At 42.2% G+C, this 19,891-nt stretch carries 19 protein-coding genes and 1 riboswitch; of the genes, 11 read left to right on the top strand and 8 right to left on the bottom strand.

The window, feature by feature from the left end:
* Positions 1-128 precede the first annotated feature (128 nt).
* The 6 genes from CKY02_RS08430 to thiB all read right to left on the bottom strand — a co-directional run bounded on the left by CKY02_RS08430 (position 129) and on the right by thiB (position 8,359).
* Positions 129-2,477, bottom strand: coding sequence for a DNA polymerase II (locus CKY02_RS08430; RefSeq protein ID WP_112894945.1), 2,349 nt, complete (start codon positions 2,475-2,477; stop codon positions 129-131).
* Between the two features lie 1,222 nt (positions 2,478-3,699).
* Entirely contained in the window at positions 3,700-4,440 is a 741-nt protein-coding gene (locus CKY02_RS08415) for a hypothetical protein (protein WP_112894943.1), read from the bottom strand.
* Between the two features lie 2 nt (positions 4,441-4,442).
* Positions 4,443-4,922, bottom strand: a complete 480-nt coding sequence (locus CKY02_RS08410; RefSeq protein WP_036812208.1) for an Hcp family type VI secretion system effector — start codon at positions 4,920-4,922, stop codon at positions 4,443-4,445.
* Between the two features lie 170 nt (positions 4,923-5,092).
* The gene (thiQ, locus tag CKY02_RS08405) at positions 5,093-5,800 is read right to left on the bottom strand and encodes a thiamine ABC transporter ATP-binding protein ThiQ (protein ID WP_112894942.1); all 708 of its coding nucleotides are present in this window, start codon (positions 5,798-5,800) and stop codon (positions 5,093-5,095) included.
* Entirely contained in the window at positions 5,787-7,397 is a 1,611-nt protein-coding gene (gene thiP, locus CKY02_RS08400; RefSeq protein ID WP_112894941.1) for a thiamine/thiamine pyrophosphate ABC transporter permease ThiP, read from the bottom strand. Before thiP ends, thiQ begins: the two co-directional genes overlap by 14 nt.
* Positions 7,373-8,359, bottom strand: coding sequence for a thiamine ABC transporter substrate binding subunit (gene thiB, locus CKY02_RS08395; protein WP_193493097.1), 987 nt, complete (start codon positions 8,357-8,359; stop codon positions 7,373-7,375). Before thiB ends, thiP begins: the two co-directional genes overlap by 25 nt.
* A 99-nt stretch (positions 8,360-8,458) precedes the next feature.
* Positions 8,459-8,563, bottom strand: a riboswitch (TPP riboswitch).
* A gap of 113 nt (positions 8,564-8,676) precedes the next feature.
* Here thiB and rppH point away from each other — a divergent pair.
* The 5 genes from rppH to CKY02_RS08370 all read left to right on the top strand — a co-directional run bounded on the left by rppH (position 8,677) and on the right by CKY02_RS08370 (position 13,575).
* Entirely contained in the window at positions 8,677-9,207 is a 531-nt protein-coding gene (rppH, locus tag CKY02_RS08390) for an RNA pyrophosphohydrolase (RefSeq protein WP_112876470.1), read from the top strand.
* 9 nt (positions 9,208-9,216) lie between these two features.
* The gene (gene ptsP, locus CKY02_RS08385) at positions 9,217-11,463 is read left to right on the top strand and encodes a phosphoenolpyruvate--protein phosphotransferase (RefSeq protein WP_112894939.1); all 2,247 of its coding nucleotides are present in this window, start codon (positions 9,217-9,219) and stop codon (positions 11,461-11,463) included.
* Between the two features lie 75 nt (positions 11,464-11,538).
* A complete protein-coding gene (lgt, locus tag CKY02_RS08380) occupies positions 11,539-12,414 on the top strand; it encodes a prolipoprotein diacylglyceryl transferase (RefSeq protein ID WP_112894938.1) in 876 nt (291 codons plus the stop codon).
* Positions 12,411-13,205: a thymidylate synthase gene (thyA, locus tag CKY02_RS08375; protein ID WP_112894937.1), complete on the top strand. Its 795-nt coding sequence runs from the start codon at positions 12,411-12,413 to the stop codon at positions 13,203-13,205. The genes lgt and thyA overlap by 4 nt, the downstream gene beginning before the upstream one ends.
* Positions 13,206-13,401: 196 nt before the next feature.
* Positions 13,402-13,575 carry a hypothetical protein gene (locus CKY02_RS08370; RefSeq protein WP_238399103.1) on the top strand — a complete coding sequence of 58 codons (174 nt, stop codon included), beginning with the start codon at positions 13,402-13,404 and terminating at the stop codon, positions 13,573-13,575.
* 59 nt (positions 13,576-13,634) lie between these two features.
* On the opposite strand, the gene CKY02_RS08365 is transcribed toward CKY02_RS08370, so the two are convergent.
* Both CKY02_RS08365 and CKY02_RS26685 read right to left on the bottom strand, forming a co-directional pair.
* Complete coding sequence (locus tag CKY02_RS08365) at positions 13,635-13,889, bottom strand: zinc ribbon domain-containing protein (RefSeq protein ID WP_240002026.1); 255 nt, start codon at positions 13,887-13,889, stop codon at positions 13,635-13,637.
* Complete coding sequence (locus tag CKY02_RS26685) at positions 13,886-13,999, bottom strand: type II toxin-antitoxin system HigB family toxin (RefSeq protein WP_420899233.1); 114 nt, start codon at positions 13,997-13,999, stop codon at positions 13,886-13,888. Before CKY02_RS26685 ends, CKY02_RS08365 begins: the two co-directional genes overlap by 4 nt.
* On the opposite strand from CKY02_RS26685, the gene CKY02_RS25180 reads away from it, so the two are divergent.
* The 6 genes from CKY02_RS25180 to recC all read left to right on the top strand — a co-directional run bounded on the left by CKY02_RS25180 (position 13,973) and on the right by recC (position 19,881).
* Positions 13,973-14,134, top strand: a complete 162-nt coding sequence (locus CKY02_RS25180) for a hypothetical protein (RefSeq protein ID WP_193493090.1) — start codon at positions 13,973-13,975, stop codon at positions 14,132-14,134. The genes CKY02_RS26685 and CKY02_RS25180 overlap by 27 nt on opposite strands.
* Before the next feature lie 379 nt (positions 14,135-14,513).
* Positions 14,514-15,029, top strand: a complete 516-nt coding sequence (locus tag CKY02_RS08355; protein ID WP_112894935.1) for a prepilin peptidase-dependent protein — start codon at positions 14,514-14,516, stop codon at positions 15,027-15,029.
* 41 nt (positions 15,030-15,070) lie between these two features.
* The gene (locus tag CKY02_RS08350) at positions 15,071-15,658 is read left to right on the top strand and encodes a prepilin peptidase-dependent protein (RefSeq protein ID WP_112894934.1); all 588 of its coding nucleotides are present in this window, start codon (positions 15,071-15,073) and stop codon (positions 15,656-15,658) included.
* A 5-nt stretch (positions 15,659-15,663) separates the two neighbouring features.
* Positions 15,664-16,131, top strand: a complete 468-nt coding sequence (locus CKY02_RS08345) for a YgdB family protein (protein ID WP_112876476.1) — start codon at positions 15,664-15,666, stop codon at positions 16,129-16,131.
* Complete coding sequence (locus CKY02_RS08340; protein WP_112894933.1) at positions 16,128-16,499, top strand: prepilin-type N-terminal cleavage/methylation domain-containing protein; 372 nt, start codon at positions 16,128-16,130, stop codon at positions 16,497-16,499. The genes CKY02_RS08345 and CKY02_RS08340 overlap by 4 nt, the downstream gene beginning before the upstream one ends.
* Positions 16,492-19,881: an exodeoxyribonuclease V subunit gamma gene (gene recC, locus CKY02_RS08335; protein ID WP_112894932.1), complete on the top strand. Its 3,390-nt coding sequence runs from the start codon at positions 16,492-16,494 to the stop codon at positions 19,879-19,881. The genes CKY02_RS08340 and recC overlap by 8 nt, the downstream gene beginning before the upstream one ends.
* Positions 19,882-19,891: the final 10 nt, after the last annotated feature.

Below are 19,891 nucleotides of genomic sequence, written 5' to 3'. Positions count from 1 at the left end.
CTCACGGAGATAATGGGTAGACAGTAAGACACCCCGTCAATCCCCTTATCACTCGTCAAAGGGGCGATATGTTAATGGAAGCAAAGCCGGTCGTCACCTGCAAAAAATAGTAATCAGCCAAATAGTAATTAGCCAAAAGGCATTACCATCTGTCCGGTGAGTAAAGTTATAAAATCATCCTGTAAAAACGGCAGGATAGCATCAGCGATAGGCTGAAGTTGCTTATTGATATAGTGATCATAGTCTGGTGATGAATGCAGATTTTCCAGTGGTTCCGGCCCGGATTGTGTCATGACATAGCTTATCCACCCCCCATTTTGGTACTGCAAGGGCCGGTTATGTTGCAGATTGTATTCATCTGCCAGCCTTGCTGCCCTCACATGGGGTGGTACATTGCGCTGATAGTCAGACAACTTACGGCCCAACCTTTTACGGTAGATTAGTTTATCATCAAATTTTCCTTTTAGGGTACTGGTAACATAACCACGGATAAACTCTTGATAAGGTTGTTCATGAAAAATCAGTGAATACAGTTGCTTCTGGAAATTTTGCGCCAGAGGTGTCCAGTCAGTGCGTACTGTTTCCAGACCTTTATAGACCATGCGGTCACCACTGAGACCGGCATAACGCTTTTTACTGCCTTGTTCAGCTCCACGGATGGTTGGCATCAGAAAACGGCGATAGTGAGTTTCAAATTCCAACTCAAGGGTGCTTTTAAGCCCAAAATGTTCTTGCAGGTGTTTTTGCCACCATTGGTTAACGAATCGCGCAAGTTCTTTGCCGATACTGAGAGCCAGTTCTTCTTCATGCGCCTGTTTCAGCCATATAAAGATAGAATCTGTATCACCGTAGATAACTTGATAGTTTTGAGATTCAATCAGCTTTCTGGTCTGGAGCATAATTTCGTGGCCGCGCATAGTAATGGAAGACGTCAGACGTGGGTCGAAGAAACGACAGCCCTCCGCCCCAAGAACGCCATAGAAAGCGTTCATGATGATCTTCAATGCTTGTGACAATGGGGCGTTATGCTGTTTTTTTGCTGCGTCACGTTCATGCCAGATTTGCGTCACGATATCAGGCAGACAGTGCTGAGTACGGGAAAAGAAGGCATTGCGAAAACCGGGAACCGCATGCTCGCTGTCCGGCTGTGCCAGACCTTCCACCATACCGACAGGATCGATAAGAAAAGTGCGGATAATCGAGGGATACAGACTTTTATAATCCAGCACTAGCACTGAATCATACAAGCCGGGGCGAGAATCCATCACGAAACCTCCGGGGCTGTTATCTTCAGGCTTCCCGCCTGGATTTGGGGCAACATAACCGATGCGGTGCATTTTTGGCATGTAAAGATGGGTGAAAGCGGTGACTGAACCGCCACTGCGATCTACGGCGAGACCGGTAACTGTTGCCCTTTCCAACAGGAACTCCATTAAGTGGGTTTTATCGAAAATCCGGTTTACCAGAATACAGTCTTGCAGATTATATTGTGCCAGTGCGGGCTTATCTTGCTGGAATCGACGGTCAATCTCATCCATACGCTGATAGGGTGTATCAATGGCTTTGCCTTCGCCCAATAGTTCTTGCGAGACATATTCCAGACTGAAAGAAGGGAAATTCCAGGTAGCGGTTTTCAGTGCTTCAATACCATCAATAATCAATCGACCGGCGGTGGAAGCGAAAAAGTGTCCCGGTTTAAAGCCGTGCTCCCGCCATTCCAGTAACCCTCCGGCCCGTCCAAATTTCAGTGGAACGCCGTAGCGTTCAGCATGTTTTTGTAAAATCCGCAGATCGAACTGAATCAGGTTCCAGCCAATAATGGCGTCAGGGTCATATTTTTCCAGCCACTCGTTAAGTCTTTCCAGCATTTGCGGACGACTTGCTACATATTCCAAATCGAAATTTACCCGGTGCTCATTACCGTTAGCAGGGCCAAGCATAAATACTTTTTGCTGATCACATCCTGCTAATCCAATGGAATAAAGTTCTCCATGCTGGCTGGTTTCAATATCCAGCGATACCCATTTCAGTGTTGGGCGATAAGCCGGGTTGGGTTTCATCTGATAGCTGCCATTAGGTGCTTGACTGAACCAGATGGGAGCTGTGATAAAACGTTCCATCATAAACCTGTCTGGTGGACGGATATCTGCTTCATAAACCTGAATTTCCTGTTGCTGTAGCACTTTCTCAATCCGTTGTAATTGGCGATATTGCTGGCAATAAAGCGCGGCAACAGGCTGGCGATTGAAATCTTTCAATGAAAGTGGGCGGAGATGGTAGTTGCGCTCTTGCGCCAGAATTTTTTCCACCTGCGGCATATTAGCTTGCAAGATAAAAGCAACAGCTTGTTGGTGAAGAATTTTTATATGACGTGGCTCCTGATCTGTCACCAGCCAATATTCCACCTCAATACCCGAGGGAGTATCCCGCCAATGGCGTGTCAGTATAAAACCTTGTTCAGCATGATTCTGTTGCATATAGAGGCAGGCGCTTATATTTGTTGAAAATAACTACAATTATAGCATTGGATAATGGTTATTTATACAGTTGCCTAATCTGACTATATCGTGATGTGGTGTATAAATGATAATCGAGGCTTTGCCGAAATTATCTCTTTATTGCAAAGAACGGAAAATAAAATAGTTCTAACGAGATAGGCAGGTATTATTGAATATACCTGTCATCCTTCAAGTTGCCTCTTTGTTGGCTGCACTCACTCACCCCGGTCACATAGTTATCTATGCTCCCGGGGATTCGCTCCCTTGCCGCCGCGATGCATCTTGAAATCCATAAGGTATATATCTGTAAGAGTATAGTAATAGAAAACGTATTGCATTCGTTATTAGCAATACGTTTTTAATATTATATAGCTTTATTCTTAAGTGTATTTCTATAATTCCATACTACCAAGAATTAAAGTTACAGTAATGATGGATAATAACGTAGTCCATGTGATAATAGATGCCATTGCCTCATGGTCACCGCCCATTTGTCTGGCTAATATATAAGCATTGCCGGCACAGGGCACGGCGGAATATAGAATAGAAATATTTGCAGGCACGTCTGACGAACCTAAATATTTAATACTCTAAATAACTATTTATTTAAATTGTTAAAAATCATGGTTATTAAAATATGGTTATTATTAGTAGAAAAAATTGTTTGAGAATATTTAGATTTTATCTGACTAGTAACCCATCTGGTAACGTTCGAGAGAGCGGCTGGCTTTATGGGTAGGAATAAAATGTTTCATTTTACAAAAATTCGCCAGAAATGAGTTATGGATGATAATCTACGATGGATAATCACTATTGAGATAGGTTTTTATATTTCATAATTCAACCAGAGCTATTTTTCTTATCTTATCTAGCAATAAAACATAAATCTAGCGTAGTAAGTATAGAACCAATAAAGAATAAAAGTGGAGGCAAAAATAAAATAGCTTATTGATCTAATTTTATTGTTTTTAAATAAAGCATATGACTTGTAAAAACAGGCTATATAAAAAGGACTAAGTGGGATTAATATAAATATGGAAGTGATTATATCAATACCTCCATCTTCATATTGCCATATATCACAATCAATTGAGTTGAAGTCAAAAAAGTCTGTAACCCTAGGAAAAGCGAATGAGTTAATTAATCCAAAGGATAAAAAACTTAACATAAAAAATGTAAATATATCTGGTATTTTCATTTTTTATCCTTTAAGTAAATTATCTAAATAATCCAGCCGCTTATATATACTTACTCCGTAAGAAATCCATTTTTTTTCATCAGTAGTGCTTAATTTAGGCGGAGTATTCATTATTCTTATGAAATCTCCCTTTTTTCTTGTTATACCACGGTTATATCTAGAACCAGCCATGATATATTGTTCTTTTGTTAAGTTCTTGGTATCTGCATTAGGATAATCATAGAGAATTAAATCTCTTAAATGACGAGCAACCATTTTAATATTAAATTCATCAATTTGAAGGCAAGTTGCAATTTCTAACTGGTCTGTTGTTGTTAATGTATTTGAGTCGAAACCCATCATATCTGCTACATGTCTTATCTGTATTGCAACTATACCCGTAGAAGTTTCATTTGAGCCTTTTGAGCGAGTTTTATCAAGATTAAAAGCCTGTTCACGCCATTGCCTCATTGTAATAGTGTTTAACTTCCACATATCTGGTTTACCGCCCGCTTCTATTCTGGCAACACCAGCCAAAAGATTTGGTGGGATTTGTTCTATATGGGCATATTTTAAAATTAGGTTTCTGTTATATTTCACATATGCATCTTTATAACCATCCAGATAATTTACTGAGCCTGGAATAAATTGATTAAGAAGATAAATTGAAGCATCTATTTCATCCCATCGCCTAAAAGATGGCCTAGAACTTGGGTTATATGTACAAAAATTATTACTTAATACCCTGTCCCGCAATTTATTCATTCTTAATAAACCTCATCATCTCTGATGCTATAAGCAGAAGTACCAGCAATGTGATGACTCCACGTTATATTTTGATAAATGACAGAGATACTCTCTTCTGGTTGATTTTCTGCATGAGTTAAAGAGTGGGGGTAATTAGTATGAAAAGCATTTATTTTTGCTTTTGTTAATTCTATTGAATAAAACTTTTCTTGAGCGCCTTCTGATGAAGTTCTATAAAAATCTAACAGGATATGAAGTTCTTCGTTGTTTGAAATTGCTAGTCCAAGTAAAGGAGAGGATTTATCGATGGGTTTTATGATATTAAAAGGATGATGGCTTACATGTTGTATTCGAGTTAAGGAATGTGTGGCGGAGTAAACTAGTATTTGATCCCGGTGGTTCTCTTGATATTTATTACCAATAGAATCAAAAGTAGAACAGCCCGCTGAAATTAACCCTTGGTTCTTTCCTTTTATGGTCGCATAAATCAAATTAGACATTATCAAATCCTTTATGAAAAATTAATACATAAAAAATACTTATAACAAAAAAGATTTATATTGCCCAGTTTTATTTTTAAAATATAGACTTTGGTCACAGAAGGAAATAATCTAAATACTAAGCTATATCCTGTTCCCATTTATTCTGATAGCGATGACATTAATAACGCCTAAATGGAAGCGACCTTCTTCCCCAAAATAGCTGCTTCAGGAACAGTACCGGCAGCCAGTGCATTTGTTGATCCGTCATAATGAATATTGCCGTCAACAATTAATAAAGCGCGATTCGCTATACGAACGGCATCATCCAAATTGTGGGAAACCATCAGTAATGTAAGTTGGCGTTCATGGCAAACTTGTTCCAGCAATACCAGCATTTCATTACGCAGTGCCGGATCTAGGGCAGAAAAGGGCTCGTCAAGTAATAAAATGGGCTGTTGGCGTACTAGACAACGGGCTAATGCTGCCCGCTGCCGTTGTCCACCAGAAAGTTGAGCTGGCAGACGGGGCAGACAATCTTCCAGTGAAACTTGAGATACTATTTGCTGTAATGTCTGTTTCTGCGTGCTATTGAGACGTAATCCGGGATGTAAACCTAGCCCGATATTCTGCTCAATTGTCAAATGAGAGAAGAGATTATTTTCTTGAAACAACATGGAAACCGGGCGTTGAGCAGGTGATGTGCTGGTATGATTTTCTCCGTTCAGCCATAGGGAGCCTTTTTCTGCTGTTTGAAAGCCGGCGATTAAGTTCAGGAGTGTACTTTTACCGGCCCCACTAGGGCCTAGGATTGCGATACGTTCTCCGGCCTGAATTTGCAAGTCAAAGCGCATCACCAGATGTTCATAGCGGTAAGTCAGATTTTCAAGTTTGAGCATTACGTGGTCTCGGTAAGCGTTCAAGTAAACTAAACAGCGTAAAACATAACAATAACAGCAATAAAGCAGTGATCGCGCCATCCTGACTACGATAAGCCCCGATTTGCTGATAGAGGTAGAAGGGCAGGGTACGGAAATCTTCATTACCAAACAGCGCGACAACGCCAAAATCTCCAATGGAAAGGACACAAGCAAAGGCCAGTGCTTGTGCCAGCGGAACTTTCAGTGCTTTTAGTTCAATCCAGCGCAGTCGGTTAATACCTTGAATATTCAGGGAGCGACACAGTGGATTATAGCGGGCCGCCAGATCTTTCATTGGATTATCCAGAACTTTCAGTGCATAGGGAATTGCCATCAGTGCGTTGGTTAAAATCACCAGACCATAGGGTGAGTGGGGCAAGCCGATGGTGTCGTTAAGGAGTAGAAAAAAACCGGTTGCCAGCACGATGCCGGGCATAGCCAGGATCAACAAACCGCTTATTTCCATCGCTTGTCCCCAGCGGGGTGAATAACGCAGGTACAGCTCGCGGCTGCTCCACAGCAACATCATCGTAAATAAAACACACAATAATCCGGCACCTAACGCAATCACAACGGATGTGATAAATGCCTGCCACAATACAGGCTGGCGCAATACGTTAAGCAACCCGCTGTTAAGGCCATCCACGACAACCGCCAGCAATGGTGGCACGAGTAGTAATAATGCGGCGATAATTAACAAGCTGTCGCAGATTTTTCTCAACAAAGTATCTTGTGGGTTACGCCACTGTTGTTGGTTGCTGTAGCCGACAGATAGAGCACTGTTAAGTTTCTGACTGAGGAGCACAAGGCCAAGGCAGCAGGTAATCTGAATTAACGCCAGTAACGCGGCACGGCTGAGATCGTAGTCATAGCTTAACGCCTGATAGATTGCCAGTTCGACAGTTGTTGCAGCAGGTCCGCCACCTAACGCCAGCACAGTAGCAAAACTGGCGAAACAGAGCATAAAAATCAGTGCGCCAGTGGGCAGGATCTGGCGGCGTAGATAAGGCCATTCAACAAAACGGAAATGTTGCCATTCATTCATACCTAGCTGCGCCGCTAATTGCCGTTGTTCCACCGCAATGTTTTCCAGCGATTGCAGTAAAAGCCGTGTTGCCAGTGGCATATTAAAGAAAATATGCGCCAGCAAAATGCCTGGTAAACCGTAAGGGGTGAAGTGGTAATCGATGCCGATCCATTTGCAGAACTGAGCCAGCCAGCCGGCTCTGCCATAAACCGTCAGAATGCCGAATAGAGCGACTAGCACGGGCAAAACCAACGTCATAGCACACAGGCGCAGAAAGAGGGTTCGACCTGGAAAATGACGGCGATAGAGTGCTCTGGAAAGAAAAATAGCCGGAATAACAGAAAATAGTGCTGATAAAAAGGCTTGCCAGAATGTGAAGCGTACCACGTGCCACAAATAGCGATCTTCTATCAATAAATACCAGTCACTTGCCGGTGAATTAAACCAGAGCGTTCCGAATGCCAGTAAGGCGACCAACAGTAAAAAACCGGCGGCAATCGCCCCCGGTAACAGCCATCCGGCTATCAGCGGCTGACAGCGCTTTGCCATGTACGAATCCATTGGTTACGGTATTTTGCGACTTCTTCCGCGCGATATTGTAGAGATTTTGCGGGTATGGAAAGCTGCAAATATACTTCCGGGAGTGGGATATCAATGACCGGATACATCCAGTTAGTGGTTGGAATTTCCTGTTGGAAAGTTGGAGTCAGCATAAACTGCATAAATTTCTGAGCAAGTTCCGGTTGCTTGCTGGAGGCCAGTTGTGCGGCCACTTCGATTTGAAGGTAATGACCTTCACTGAATGTAGCCGCAGCGTAATTGTCATTCTTCTCAGATAACAGGTGGTAACCCGGTGAAGTGGTGTAACTCAGCACCAGATCGCCTTCTCCTTTGAGGAACAGACCATAAGCTTCGCTCCAGCCCTTGGTAACGGTCAGCGTTTTCTTTGCCAGTTTTTGCCAGGCTTGTGGAGCATCATCACCGTAAATTTTCTGTATCCATAACAGCAAACCTTGCCCCGGGGTGCTGGTGCGAGGATCTTGATAAATCACTTTCCAGTTATTGTGGCTGTTAATTAGCTCATCCATGCTTTTTGGCGGGTTTGGTAAAGTCTTTTTGTTGTAAATGAAGGCAAAATAGCCATAGTCATAAGGAATGAATACCTTGTTATTCCATGACACCGGCAGTGTCAGTTTGCTGGTATCCACCTGACTCTCAGTAAACAGCCCCGTTTGTTGGGCTGCTTGAATCAAATTGTTATCCAACCCAAGAATAATATCGGCAGCAGTACGCTTGCCCTCCATTCTTAGGCGATTGAGCAAGGAAACACCGTCTTCCAGAGCAACCAGTTTCAGCTCACAGTGACATTCAGCTTCAAACGCTTTTTTAATTGCGGGCCCGGGTCCCCATTCAGTGGCAAAAGAATCATAGGTATAGACCGTTAATACTGGCTTGGCCTGTACAACTTGACTTAATAGCAACGCAGGAGCGGCTAGAACTGTCAGTACGATTAATTTGGAAAATAACGTCTTAAACACTTTGCTCTCCTTAAATTAAGAGGATTGGCAAAGGATTTGAGGAAGCGCTAAACGGCGAGATAACGTCTGTGAAATAGTTAGCAGCTCAAATCCCTACGCCGGTATTAGCCGGATCAGGTTCGGCGGGTTTACTCTCAGCAAGGCTGTTTTAAACAGCCAGCACCCCGTTGAGATGGCGCTATTGTAGAGATTTAGCTAGCGACTGCAAAGTCCAATGATAGAGGTTTACCACTTGAGGGTAGTGTGAAACAATTAGTCATCTTTCAAATTTAGTTTATCGAGGTAGTCTGGTGATCGATGATGATGGCTACCGCCCGAATGTAGGAATTGTAATTTGTAATCGGCAAGGTCAGGTTTTGTGGGCCCGGCGTTATGGGCAGCATTCCTGGCAATTTCCTCAAGGGGGAATTAATCCGGGGGAATCACCAGAACAGGCTATGTACCGGGAACTGTATGAAGAAGTGGGGTTAGGTCGGAAAGATGTACGCATTCTGGCCTCTACTCGTAATTGGTTACGTTACAAATTACCCAAGCGTTTGGTGCGTTGGGATACACGACCTGTCTGTATTGGTCAAAAGCAGCGATGGTTTTTATTACAACTGCTCTGTAATGAAGAAGATATTAATGTGCAACACAGTAATACCCCGGAGTTCGATGGTTGGCGTTGGGTCAGCTATTGGTATCCTGTTCGGCAGGTAGTCTCTTTTAAGCGTGATGTTTATCGGCGCGTGATGAAAGAGTTTGCTTCGGTTGTAATGCCAATGCAGGAAAGCGTATCTCTGCCACGTTCTTCGTATTTTTACCGTCGTAAAAGAAGTTAGGTGAGTTCCATGCTCATGCGTTTACGGGAAATTGTTGAAAAAGTTGCTATGGCAACCAATCTGGCCGAAGCGCTTGAGCTATTGGTGAACGAGACCTGTCTGGCAATGAGCACGGATGTCTGTTCTATCTATCTTGCTGATCATCAACGGCGGTGTTATTACCTGATGGCAACCCGAGGGTTGAGGAAACCCCGAGGAAGGACTATCAGTTTGGCTTTTGGTGAAGGAGTTGTCGGGCAAGTTGGCCAATTATCTGAACTGATTAATCTGGCGGATGTCCGCAGCCATCCAAGTTTCAAATACTTGCCTCAAGTTAAAGAGGATAGCTTTCGCGCTTTTTTGGGCGTTCCCGTGGTTTACCGCCGTCAGTTGCAAGGTGTTTTGGTCGTTCAGCAGCAGGAACAACGCTTGTTTAATGAAACCGAAGAGTCCTTTATGGTGACGCTTGCGACACAACTCGCGGTGATCCTTGCTCAAGCTCAGACTAAAGGCTTGTTTGGTCGATATCGGCAGACCAGAATTAAAGCATTGGCGATTTCCAATGGCATCGTGATGGCTCAGGGGTGGCAAGATTGCTCCCAACCCTCACTTGACCAAATTTTTGAAGCCTCAACCCTTGATCATGCAGCAGAACGTTCTCGTTTAATTCAGGCACTGGAAGATACAACAGCAGAATGTCGTCGGCTCAGTAAACGTTTTACCGCGGGTTCTCAAAAAGAGAGCGCCGCGATTTTTGATCTTTATTCCTACCTTTTGAATGATCCCCAGTTGAAACAAGATCTGTTCTCCTGTGTTGAACAGGGCTCTGTTGCGCAATGGGCTGTTAAACAAGTTATTGAGAAATACGCAGAACAATTTTCCTGCTTGCAGGATGCTTATATGCGGGAAAGAGCATCAGATTTACGGGCACTTGGACAGCGATTATTATTTCATCTGGATGATTCACTTACTGCCAGCCATCAATGGCCTGAATGGTTCATTCTGGTTGCAGATGAACTGAGTGCTAACCTATTGGCAGAAATGCCGCAGGAAAGGTTAGCAGGGGTTATTGTTCGTGATGGCGCCACTCATTCACACTCTGCCATATTGGTTCGAGCAATGGGTATTCCGGCCATTATGGGGGCGGATATCCAGCCGGAACTCCTGAACAATCGTATGCTAATTCTTGATGGTTTCCGTGGGGAAGTTTTCATTGAACCTGAGCCACTGATTTCGCAGGAATATAAACAGATTATCGAAGAAGAAAAAGCACTTAGCAGACTGGCTGAGGGAGATGTTGAGCAGGAAGCACGGTTAAAAAGTGGCGAGCGCATTTTGGTTCAGCTTAATGCGGGTTTGAGCCTGAAATATGAGTTGCAGATCAGTAATAGTATTGATGGTGTTGGACTCTATCGCACCGAAATACCCTTTATGCTGCACTGTGGTTTTCCATCAGAAGATGAACAAAAAGCGCGTTATCAGGAGATGTTACAATTATTTCCCGATAAGCCAGTGGTATTGCGTACACTTGATATTGGTGCGGATAAACAACTGCCCTATATGCCGATCAGCGAAGAGAACCCTTGTTTGGGATGGCGTGGTATACGAGTGACGCTGGATCAACCGGAGATTTTTCTTATCCAACTGCGGGCAATGCTCAGAGCTAACGCTGATATGGGTAACTTGAAAATCCTGCTGCCAATGGTGACGAGTGTAGAAGAAATTGATGAAGCTAAGCGATTGGTAGACAGAGCGAAAGAGGAAGTCGAGCAAATGCTGGCGCGCCAAATATCTATGCCTCAGCTCGGTGTCATGATTGAGGTTCCTTCGATGATTTTTCTGTTGCCACAACTCAAAAACAGAGTCGATTTTGTGTCTATTGGCACCAATGACCTAACACAATATCTATTGGCAGTGGATCGGAATAACACTCACGTCGCTTCACTTTATGATTGCTTACATCCGGCGGTGATTCGGGCATTAAAACTGGTATTTGAAAATAGCCAGCGGGCAGGTCTTACGATCAGCATTTGTGGTGAAATGGCAAGTTTCCCTATGGGAGCGCTGTTATTGATTGGTCTTGGCTATCGCAGTTTGAGTATGAGTGGTTGTAGTGTGCCAAGAATTAAGTATTTATTACGTCATCTGGAGTTGGCTCAGGTTGAAAAATTAATGACCGAAATACTACAAGCTGAAACCAGCCTAAGAGTAAAGGAGCTGTCAGCAACGTTTATGGAGCAGCATGGGGTGGGCGGTTTGGTCAGAGGTGGCATTTAATCCGTTTAACGGCCTGTGCTATGATTCTCAATCAATTGCCTTAGGGCATTAACGCTAAATATTAAGTGGGGAAAGATGAGTAACAGCTACCTGGCATTTCCTAATATTGACCCGGTCATTTTTTCAATAGGTCCAATAGCCCTCCATTGGTATGGTTTCATGTACCTGGTTGGGTTTGTATTCGCCATGTGGCTAGCGACACGTAGGGCAGCGAAACCCAATAGTGGTTGGACGAAAAACGAAGTAGAGAACTTGCTTTATGCGGGGTTTGCTGGCGTATTTGTCGGTGGCCGTCTAGGTTACGTCCTGTTTTATAATTTCCCGGCATTTCTCGATAACCCCCTTTATTTGTTTAAAGTTTGGGATGGTGGGATGTCTTTCCACGGTGGTTTAGTGGGGGTTATCTGCGCAATGTGGTGGTTTGGCCGCAGAACGAAACGCCATTTCTTACAAGTTGCTGACTTCATTGCCCCGTTAGTCCCTTTTGGTTTAGGCATGGGGAGAATCGGTAATTTTATTAATGGCGAGTTGTGGGGACGTGTCACATTGGATACGCCGTGGGCGATGTTATTCCCAAGCTCCCGTGGTGAAGATATTGCACTGGCTGCAACAGATCCCTCACTGTTATCAGTACTTGAACAATATGGTGTTCTGCCTCGTCACCCTTCACAGCTTTATGAAATGGTGTTGGAAGGGATCGTTCTGTTCATTATTTTGAATTTATATATCCGTAAACCTCGGCCGATGGGCAGTGTTTCCGGTTTATTCTTAATTGGCTACGGTATTTTCCGAGTGATAGTCGAGTTCTTCCGCCAACCAGATGCACAACTGGGCTTATTCGACGGGATCAGTATGGGGCAAATTCTTTCTATACCAATGATCCTGGCGGGAATATTAATGATGATATGGGCATACAAACACCAAGGTAATAAGGTACAAGAGGTAAAATGAAACAGTATCTGGACTTAATGAAAAGAGTGCTTGCAGAGGGCACTCCGAAAGCAGACCGCACTGGGACGGGGACACTCTCGATTTTCGGGCATCAGATGCGTTTCAATTTACAGGATGGTTTTCCACTGGTCACAACTAAACGTTGCCATATCCGCTCAATTATTCATGAACTTCTCTGGTTCCTGAATGGTGATACCAATATTAAATATCTGCATGAAAATGGAGTGACTATTTGGGATGAATGGGCGGATGAAAATGGTGATTTAGGGCCGGTATATGGTAAGCAATGGCGCGCATGGGGGGCCGCGTATGGTCGCCAGATTGACCAACTAAAAACCGTACTGGAACAACTTAAAAGCGATCCAGATTCACGTAGGATCATTGTTTCAGCTTGGAACGTTGGTGAACTAGATAACATGGCATTAGCGCCATGCCACGCTTTCTTCCAGTTTTATGTCGCGGATGGCAAACTTTCCTGCCAGCTTTATCAGCGTTCCTGTGACGTATTTCTTGGCTTACCGTTCAATATTGCCAGCTATGCATTGCTGGTTTATATGATGGCGCAACAGTGTGATCTAGAAGTGGGTGATTTTGTCTGGACTGGTGGTGATACCCATCTTTATAGCAACCATATGGAGCAGACAAAGTTACAACTCAGCCGTGAGCCGCGTTCACTGCCAAAGTTGGTGATAAAGCGTAAACCGGAATCACTTTTTGATTATAAATTTGATGACTTTGAAATAGTCGATTATGACCCGCATCCAGGAATAAAGGCTCCGGTTGCTATTTAGTTGTTTGGTTATTAGCAATAATCTGGAGGGAGACTATTGAGTATAAATTGTCTCTCTTTTAATTTTGATGATATAAACACAGACATGCAGAAGTAGAGAAAAAAGGCCATCAACTATTTTTCAAAAGAAGATTTCTCAGAAGAACGTCAGAGATCTGCTTGGCAACTCAGAGTATTTGGAGCGTAGGATGTTTATCATGAAAAATGAGATATCTGAATTGAAAGGTGAGAAAGATCAAACCGATATAAACGCAGAACAGCAGGCGATAGCGTTGCTTAAAATCGCCATGTTGTCTAAGAAAGACATTATAGAAGGTAGAAAAATGCCTCCTGGAGAAGTACTTCGTAGACGCAGGGAATATCGGATGTGATATGTAAATAACCCACGACTGAAGTCGCAGGCTTTTAACTGCGACTACGGCACCGAGCCTTATTGTAGAGTCAGTTCCTGGCACCCAACATCAGGCATATTTACCAACGCCCTTGTCGCAACCGCTGTCCTGATAATCCTCGCAAGATTCCGACTGGCATTCAAGTCGCTGCGTGCGCGGAGACCACAGTGAGGACATTCGAAACGATGTTTGTTACGTCTACCGATACCACCGCAGCGGGAACAGGTTTGACTGCTGTAAGCTGGGTTAACATATTTAACCTGAATGCCTGCCGCCTGAACCTTGTATTTCACAAACAGTTGGTTAGCTTGTCGTATTCTGCGTGGGATACGATGTGTTTGATGTAACAGTGCCCCCGTTGAAAATTCGATAAAGGGTGGTAACCGGAATTATTACCACCAATATTGATACACCACTATTGATTGCTATACCCGTCATCTTTCAAGTTGCCTCTTTGTTGGCGGCACTCACTCACCCCGGTCACATCGTTATCTATGCTCCCGGGGATTCGCTCCCTTGCCGTCGCGATCCATCTTGAAATCCATAGGGTATATATTTAAAACATTGAACGCTATACTTAATAAAATATTCTCAATTAATTATTTTCTGGTCTGATATTATTTATTTTTATAGAATAAATTAATAGTAATAACATCCTTATGTCAAGCACTCAATCTTTTCTTTATTATATTCATGAAACTTCTTCCTCATAGCCATATAAGCTTACAACGCATGACAATAATAATAAATAAAAATCGCTATTCTTATTGGTTTTTGCGAAGCTCTACGCAATTTAAATGTAACAATGATAAACTATTATTTTTTTATTGATGCACTCTCGCATAAAATTCAAATTTATATTTATCTTGTTTTGAAAATAAATAGAATGTCTTACGAAAGGAAATAAGGAATTATCAATGGTAAATAATATGAATATAATCGGTCATTATAATATTGATAATCAATCAGGTTTTTCTTTATTGGAATTGATGATCGTTATTGTTTTGGTTTCAATATTTTCCTTATGGGGTGTGCAGGAATGGGGCGATCACCAGGAAAGAGCCAGGTTACAGGAATCAGCACAGAAGATATTGACATTTATATCCAGGCAACAATCTTTGGCAAATTATTTGAACAAAAGGGTGATATTGTGGTTGAAAACTGGAAAAAACTGGTGCATAGCGCTCTCTAATTCGGTATTGGCTAATTGTGATTTAGAAAATGTTGAGGGAATAAGTTCCCCCTATCAGGATGTTATTATTAGTTCAGCAACTAAGGATCAGATAGAGTTTCATGGAATAAGAAACACCATGATACCTGCGAGTTTTACTTTGGCGAATTCCGCAGGTGAAATATCCATTATTTTTTCTTCACGAGGTAGGATGAGATCATGTAGTAATAATAAGTTTAATCAAATTCCAGCTTGTGATTAATTATACTTTTTCCACTAAATAAGAGATACTTTATTGGAATAATGAAAAATAAAAATCAATCTGGAATGACATTATTAGAGGTTATTGTAGCAATGGCTATTGGTAGTATTATCTTACTAGCGATTGCTAAAAGTTATCCTATTTTAACTAAACAAGTAATGGAGTTATATCAGAGATATCGTTTAGGTTATTTTATTAAACAAACATTACATATTATAGAAAAGGATATTCGCCGTGCTGGATATTGTCAGCATTATTGTGATGGAAAACCAATATTCATCGATAATAAAAGTGATGAGAGTGAGGATTCATGCCTGATTATTGCATACGATCTTAACATCAATAACCAATGGGAGCCGCCAGAACACAGTGAATCAGAATTCTTTGGCTATCGTCTTAGCAATAAGTCAGTAGAGTGGAAAAGGGGGGCGGGTAACTGTCAGGAAAATGGCTGGGAAAGGCTGTTTGATCCAAATGAAATAGTGGTAGATTCCTTTAAAGCTGAAAAATTACCGGCAAAAGATGGCTTAGTTTTTATCAAATTGGTGCTTATTGCACATTGGTTTAAACATCCATCGATAAACTACCAATATCAGTCAGTAATACGTTTGCGCAATATCAGGGGATAAGTACCGTGGCTGAGCATTCTCCACATGTCTGTTTTCAATATCAGCAAGGTAATGTATTGCTCATTTCAGTGCTGATATTACTGGCCGTTAGCCTGATGATGTTAAAGGCTTTGCATCATCATCTGGATAACGCTTTAATCATGATGGTCGATGAACGCAGATATCTAAAAGCTTTTCAGCAAGCAGAATCTTCATTGGCATGGGGAATTGCTCAGTCATGGTCACTTGATAGTAATAAAACAGAAGAGTGGTATTGCCAGCAACAACAAGAATTTCATTTGACCAGTTGTTTAAAAAGGCAATCGAGCCATTTTTTTCTACTGAAAGGTATGGCTGATGTGGCATCCGGGCAATCTGTTGGATTATATCAATGGATGAAATTACACTCATCTGGTGGAAGTGATTCCCTTATTCCGGTAGAGAGTGGTTGGCTGGATTTTTGTCCTGAGGTAGATGTGGGATTTTGTTCATGAAGTCAGAGCCTTTTTATGAGCATCAAGCAGGCATGAGTTTGCCCGAAGTAATGATTGCTGTTATGGTCTTTTCGGTCTCTTTATTGGGATTAATGCGTTATCATCAGGCGTTATTATTTGGGTTTCAGCAACATTGGCAGCAATCAAAGGCGGATAAATTATCTTATGGATATCTGGAACAATATGAATTAATTGCAGGTCAAAATGCTTTACCAGAAATAACATTGCCACCGGGATGGCATGCTGAATTTCAGACAGCCTATCCGTTGTCTGGCTGCTATCAGCTTACAGTTATAGTGACAACGCCTTATAATCAGCAAAGTAAAGCAAGCCGATTGATTTGTTCAAATGGGAGTTCTGATGTTTAAGGTTTATCATTCTAATCAATTAGATCTTCTTAAGGAATTGATAGCAATATTGATCGGGGGTAACCCACTGACTGATCCATTTGCGCAGGAAGTCATTTTGGTACAAAGCCCAGGTATGTCACAGTGGCTGCAAATCCAACTAGCCGAGAGAATAGGCATATCAGCTAATATTTCATTTCCGCTTCCCGCTACGTTTATTTGGGATATGTTTGCCAAAGTATTGCCTGATATTCCTAAAGAGAGTGCTTTTAGTAAAGATGCTATGACATGGAAATTGATGGCGTTATTGCCTCAATTATTGCCGGAAGCGGAGTTTGTCGCACTTAGGCACTACCTTGATCAAGATTTTGATAAACGGAAGATTCATCAATTAGCTGGACGGGTTGCTGATCTGTTTGACCAATATCTCGTTTATCGTCCGCAATGGTTGGAAAGTTGGCAGCAAGGTCAGCTTATTGATGGCTTGAGTGATAATCAGTTGTGGCAGAAAAGATTATGGCTGGAGCTGACGAAATATACTCACCAGTTACAACAACCCCAATGGCATCGTGCTAATTTGTATCAGCGTTTTATTTCGATGCTGGAAAATAATACTGAACTGGAAAATAGTACTGACTTTTCAGCTTGTTTACCGAAGCGGGTATTTATCTGTGGTATTTCTGCCTTACCACCGGTCTATTTACAAGCTTTACAGGCATTGGCACGGCACATTGATATTCACCTAATGTTTACCAATCCATGTAAATATTATTGGGGAGATATTCAGAATTATGCTTTTTTGGCAAAACTGAGTAGCCGTAAACCACGTCATTATAAGAGCGAACAGGAGCTGGAATATTTTAAAGATCCTGGTAATGCTCAATCATTGTTTAACGATGACGGTGAACAAGATGTAAGTAATCCCTTGTTGGCATCGTGGGGACGGTTGGGCCGTGATAATCTCTATTTATTGTCGCAGCTTGAGCAGAGTTCGGATATTCACGCTTTTGTTGAATTAGAACAGGATAATCTATTACATCAATTGCAAAGGGATATTCTCTATCTGGAAGATCATGCCCAAATTGGTTCAACAAAAGAAACATTTGAAAACAGTTTGAAAAAAAGAGTACTTGATCCGTTGGATCGTTCTTTATCTTTCCATGTTTGCCATAGCCCTCAACGTGAAGTGGAAGTTTTACAGGATCAGCTATTGAGATTATTGGAAGATAATCCATCGCTGACGCCAAGGGATATTATTGTGATGGTCGCGGATATTGACAGTTATACTCCCTATGTTCAGGCAGTATTTGGTAATGTCTCTGTTGAACGCTATATTCCATTTGCTATTTCTGATCGTAAAGCCCGTCAGGCACATTCGATTTTACAGGCATTTATTACACTGCTTGATTTACCTCAAAGCCGTTTTACAACAGAACAGGTTTTAGCATTGTTGGAAGTACCCGCGCTGGCGAATAAATTTGACATACATGAAGATGGTTTGCGTTTATTAAGACGTTGGGTTGAAGAATCAGGCGTTCGTTGGGGGCTGGATGACGATAATGTCGAAGAGCTATCTTTACCGGTGACAGGCCAGCATACATGGCGTTTTGGACTGACCCGAATGTTATTGGGTTATGCAATGGATAGCCGGTCGGGCCCTTGGAAAGAGGTATTGCCTTATGATGAGTCCAGTGGTTTAGCTGCGGAGCTTGCCGGCCAATTGGCTGAATTTTTAATGCAATTAAGCTATTGGCGCAAAATTCTTGCTGAGAGCCGAGCATTAACAGGTTGGTTACCTGTCTGCCAGCAGTTGCTGGAAACATTTTTTGTATCAGATAATGAGACTGAATTAGTACTGGCAATGATAGAACAGCAATGGCAAAAAGTCATAGTCAATGGCTTGAATGCCCGTTATCAGGAAAGTGTGCCATTAGTTTTATTGCGAGATGAATTGGCGCTTCAGTTTGATAATGAAAAAATCAGTCAGCGTTTTCTCGCCGGATCTGTCAATTTTTGCACTCTAATGCCGATGCGTTCTATTCCCTTTAAGGTTGTCTGTTTATTGGGAATGAATGATGGTATCTACCCCCGTTCAATTCCACCGCTTGGATTTGATCTGATGGCGGAAAAAGGTCAGAGGGGAGACAGAAAACGGCGGGATGATGACCGTTATCTATTCCTCGAAGCCTTGATATCTGCCGAACGGTTTCTCTATATCAGCTATATTGGTAAGTCTATTCGTGATGATACGGAATGTAATCCTTCCGTGTTGGTGAATGAATTACTGGACTATGTTTGCCAAAGTTTTTGTTTACCGGGAAATGAAAAACTGAATGTTGATGAAAGTGCTACCCATGTTAGAAAACATCTGTTGTATCTTCATGCCCGCGTTCCATTTGCACCGGAAAATTTTATACCGGGCAGTTATCAGCAAAGCTATGCCGGGGAGTGGTTACCAGCGGCAACTGAGCAAGGTGCGGCATACGCTGAATTTTGCCAATCTATTGAAATAGTGCAAATTCAAGAAATTACACTTGATAATTTGAGCAGTTTTTACCGCCATCCCGTTCGGTTTTTTTTCCAACGTTGCTTGAAAGTAAATTTCGTTATTGAAGAAACGGAATTACCAGAGGAAGAACCTTTCGTTTTAGATAATCTTCAACGTTATCAGTTTAATCAGCTATTGTTGAATACGTTAATTGAACAGCAATCGCCTGAACCACTTTTCAATCGGCTGCGTGCTGCTGGAGGATTACCTTTTGGTGCTTTTGGTGAGGTTTATTGGTTAAGACAGCAAAAAGAGATGCAGCCTTTGGCGGATAAAATTCGTGAACAACAAATGGAAACTTTATCTGTCGATTTACATCATGATTTAGGCCAGGTGATTCTGACGGGGCGTATTAATAAGGTACAACCAGATGGTTTGCTACGTTGGCGGCCTGCCAGTTTGACAGCCAATGATGGTATGCAATTGTGGATTGAGCATCTGGCTTATTGTCTGACAGGTGGTGAGGGTGAAAGTCGCAGCTATGGGCGTGATGGCAACGAATGGCGTTTTGCTCCTGTACCTTCAGAGCAAGCTAAAGATTATCTTAATCAATTGATTGAAGGCTATCAGCGAGGAATATCCGCGCCTTTACCGCTGTTTTGTAAAAGTGGTTGGGCGTGGCTTTCAGCATGTATGAATAAAGAGACTGGTGAGATTGATGATAGTGATGAAATTCAATCAAAAGCTGAAAGCCAGTTATTGAAAGCATGGCTTGGAGATCAAGGACGCAGAGGCGAAGGGGATGATCCTTATATTCAGAGGGCTTTCAGGCAAGTGGATAAATCATTTTTGGCAAAACTTAAACAGGAAGCGCTCAGTTATTTGTTACCGATAGCGCGATATCAGAATACATAGGGAGAATATC

This window comes from Photorhabdus bodei, from assembly GCF_003287735.1.
Lineage (GTDB): Bacteria > Pseudomonadota > Gammaproteobacteria > Enterobacterales > Enterobacteriaceae > Photorhabdus > Photorhabdus kayaii.
The sequence above is the reverse complement of the archived record's forward strand: the minus strand, read 5'-3'. Positions and strand labels throughout refer to the sequence as shown.

Coding starts and splice junctions, on each gene's coding strand:
- CKY02_RS08430 (WP_112894945.1), bottom strand. CDS start 2,477: ATGCAACAGAATCATGCTGAACAAGGTTTTATACTGACACGCCATTGG.
- CKY02_RS08415 (WP_112894943.1), bottom strand. CDS start 4,440: ATGAATAAATTGCGGGACAGGGTATTAAGTAATAATTTTTGTACATAT.
- CKY02_RS08410 (WP_036812208.1), bottom strand. CDS start 4,922: ATGTCTAATTTGATTTATGCGACCATAAAAGGAAAGAACCAAGGGTTA.
- thiQ (WP_112894942.1), bottom strand. CDS start 5,800: ATGCTCAAACTTGAAAATCTGACTTACCGCTATGAACATCTGGTGATG.
- thiP (WP_112894941.1), bottom strand. CDS start 7,397: ATGGCAAAGCGCTGTCAGCCGCTGATAGCCGGATGGCTGTTACCGGGG.
- ptsP (WP_112894939.1), top strand. CDS start 9,217: ATGCTCATGCGTTTACGGGAAATTGTTGAAAAAGTTGCTATGGCAACC.
- lgt (WP_112894938.1), top strand. CDS start 11,539: ATGAGTAACAGCTACCTGGCATTTCCTAATATTGACCCGGTCATTTTT.
- thyA (WP_112894937.1), top strand. CDS start 12,411: ATGAAACAGTATCTGGACTTAATGAAAAGAGTGCTTGCAGAGGGCACT.
- CKY02_RS08370 (WP_238399103.1), top strand. CDS start 13,402: ATGAAAAATGAGATATCTGAATTGAAAGGTGAGAAAGATCAAACCGAT.
- CKY02_RS08355 (WP_112894935.1), top strand. CDS start 14,514: ATGGTAAATAATATGAATATAATCGGTCATTATAATATTGATAATCAA.
- CKY02_RS08350 (WP_112894934.1), top strand. CDS start 15,071: ATGAAAAATAAAAATCAATCTGGAATGACATTATTAGAGGTTATTGTA.
- CKY02_RS08340 (WP_112894933.1), top strand. CDS start 16,128: ATGAAGTCAGAGCCTTTTTATGAGCATCAAGCAGGCATGAGTTTGCCC.
- recC (WP_112894932.1), top strand. CDS start 16,492: ATGTTTAAGGTTTATCATTCTAATCAATTAGATCTTCTTAAGGAATTG.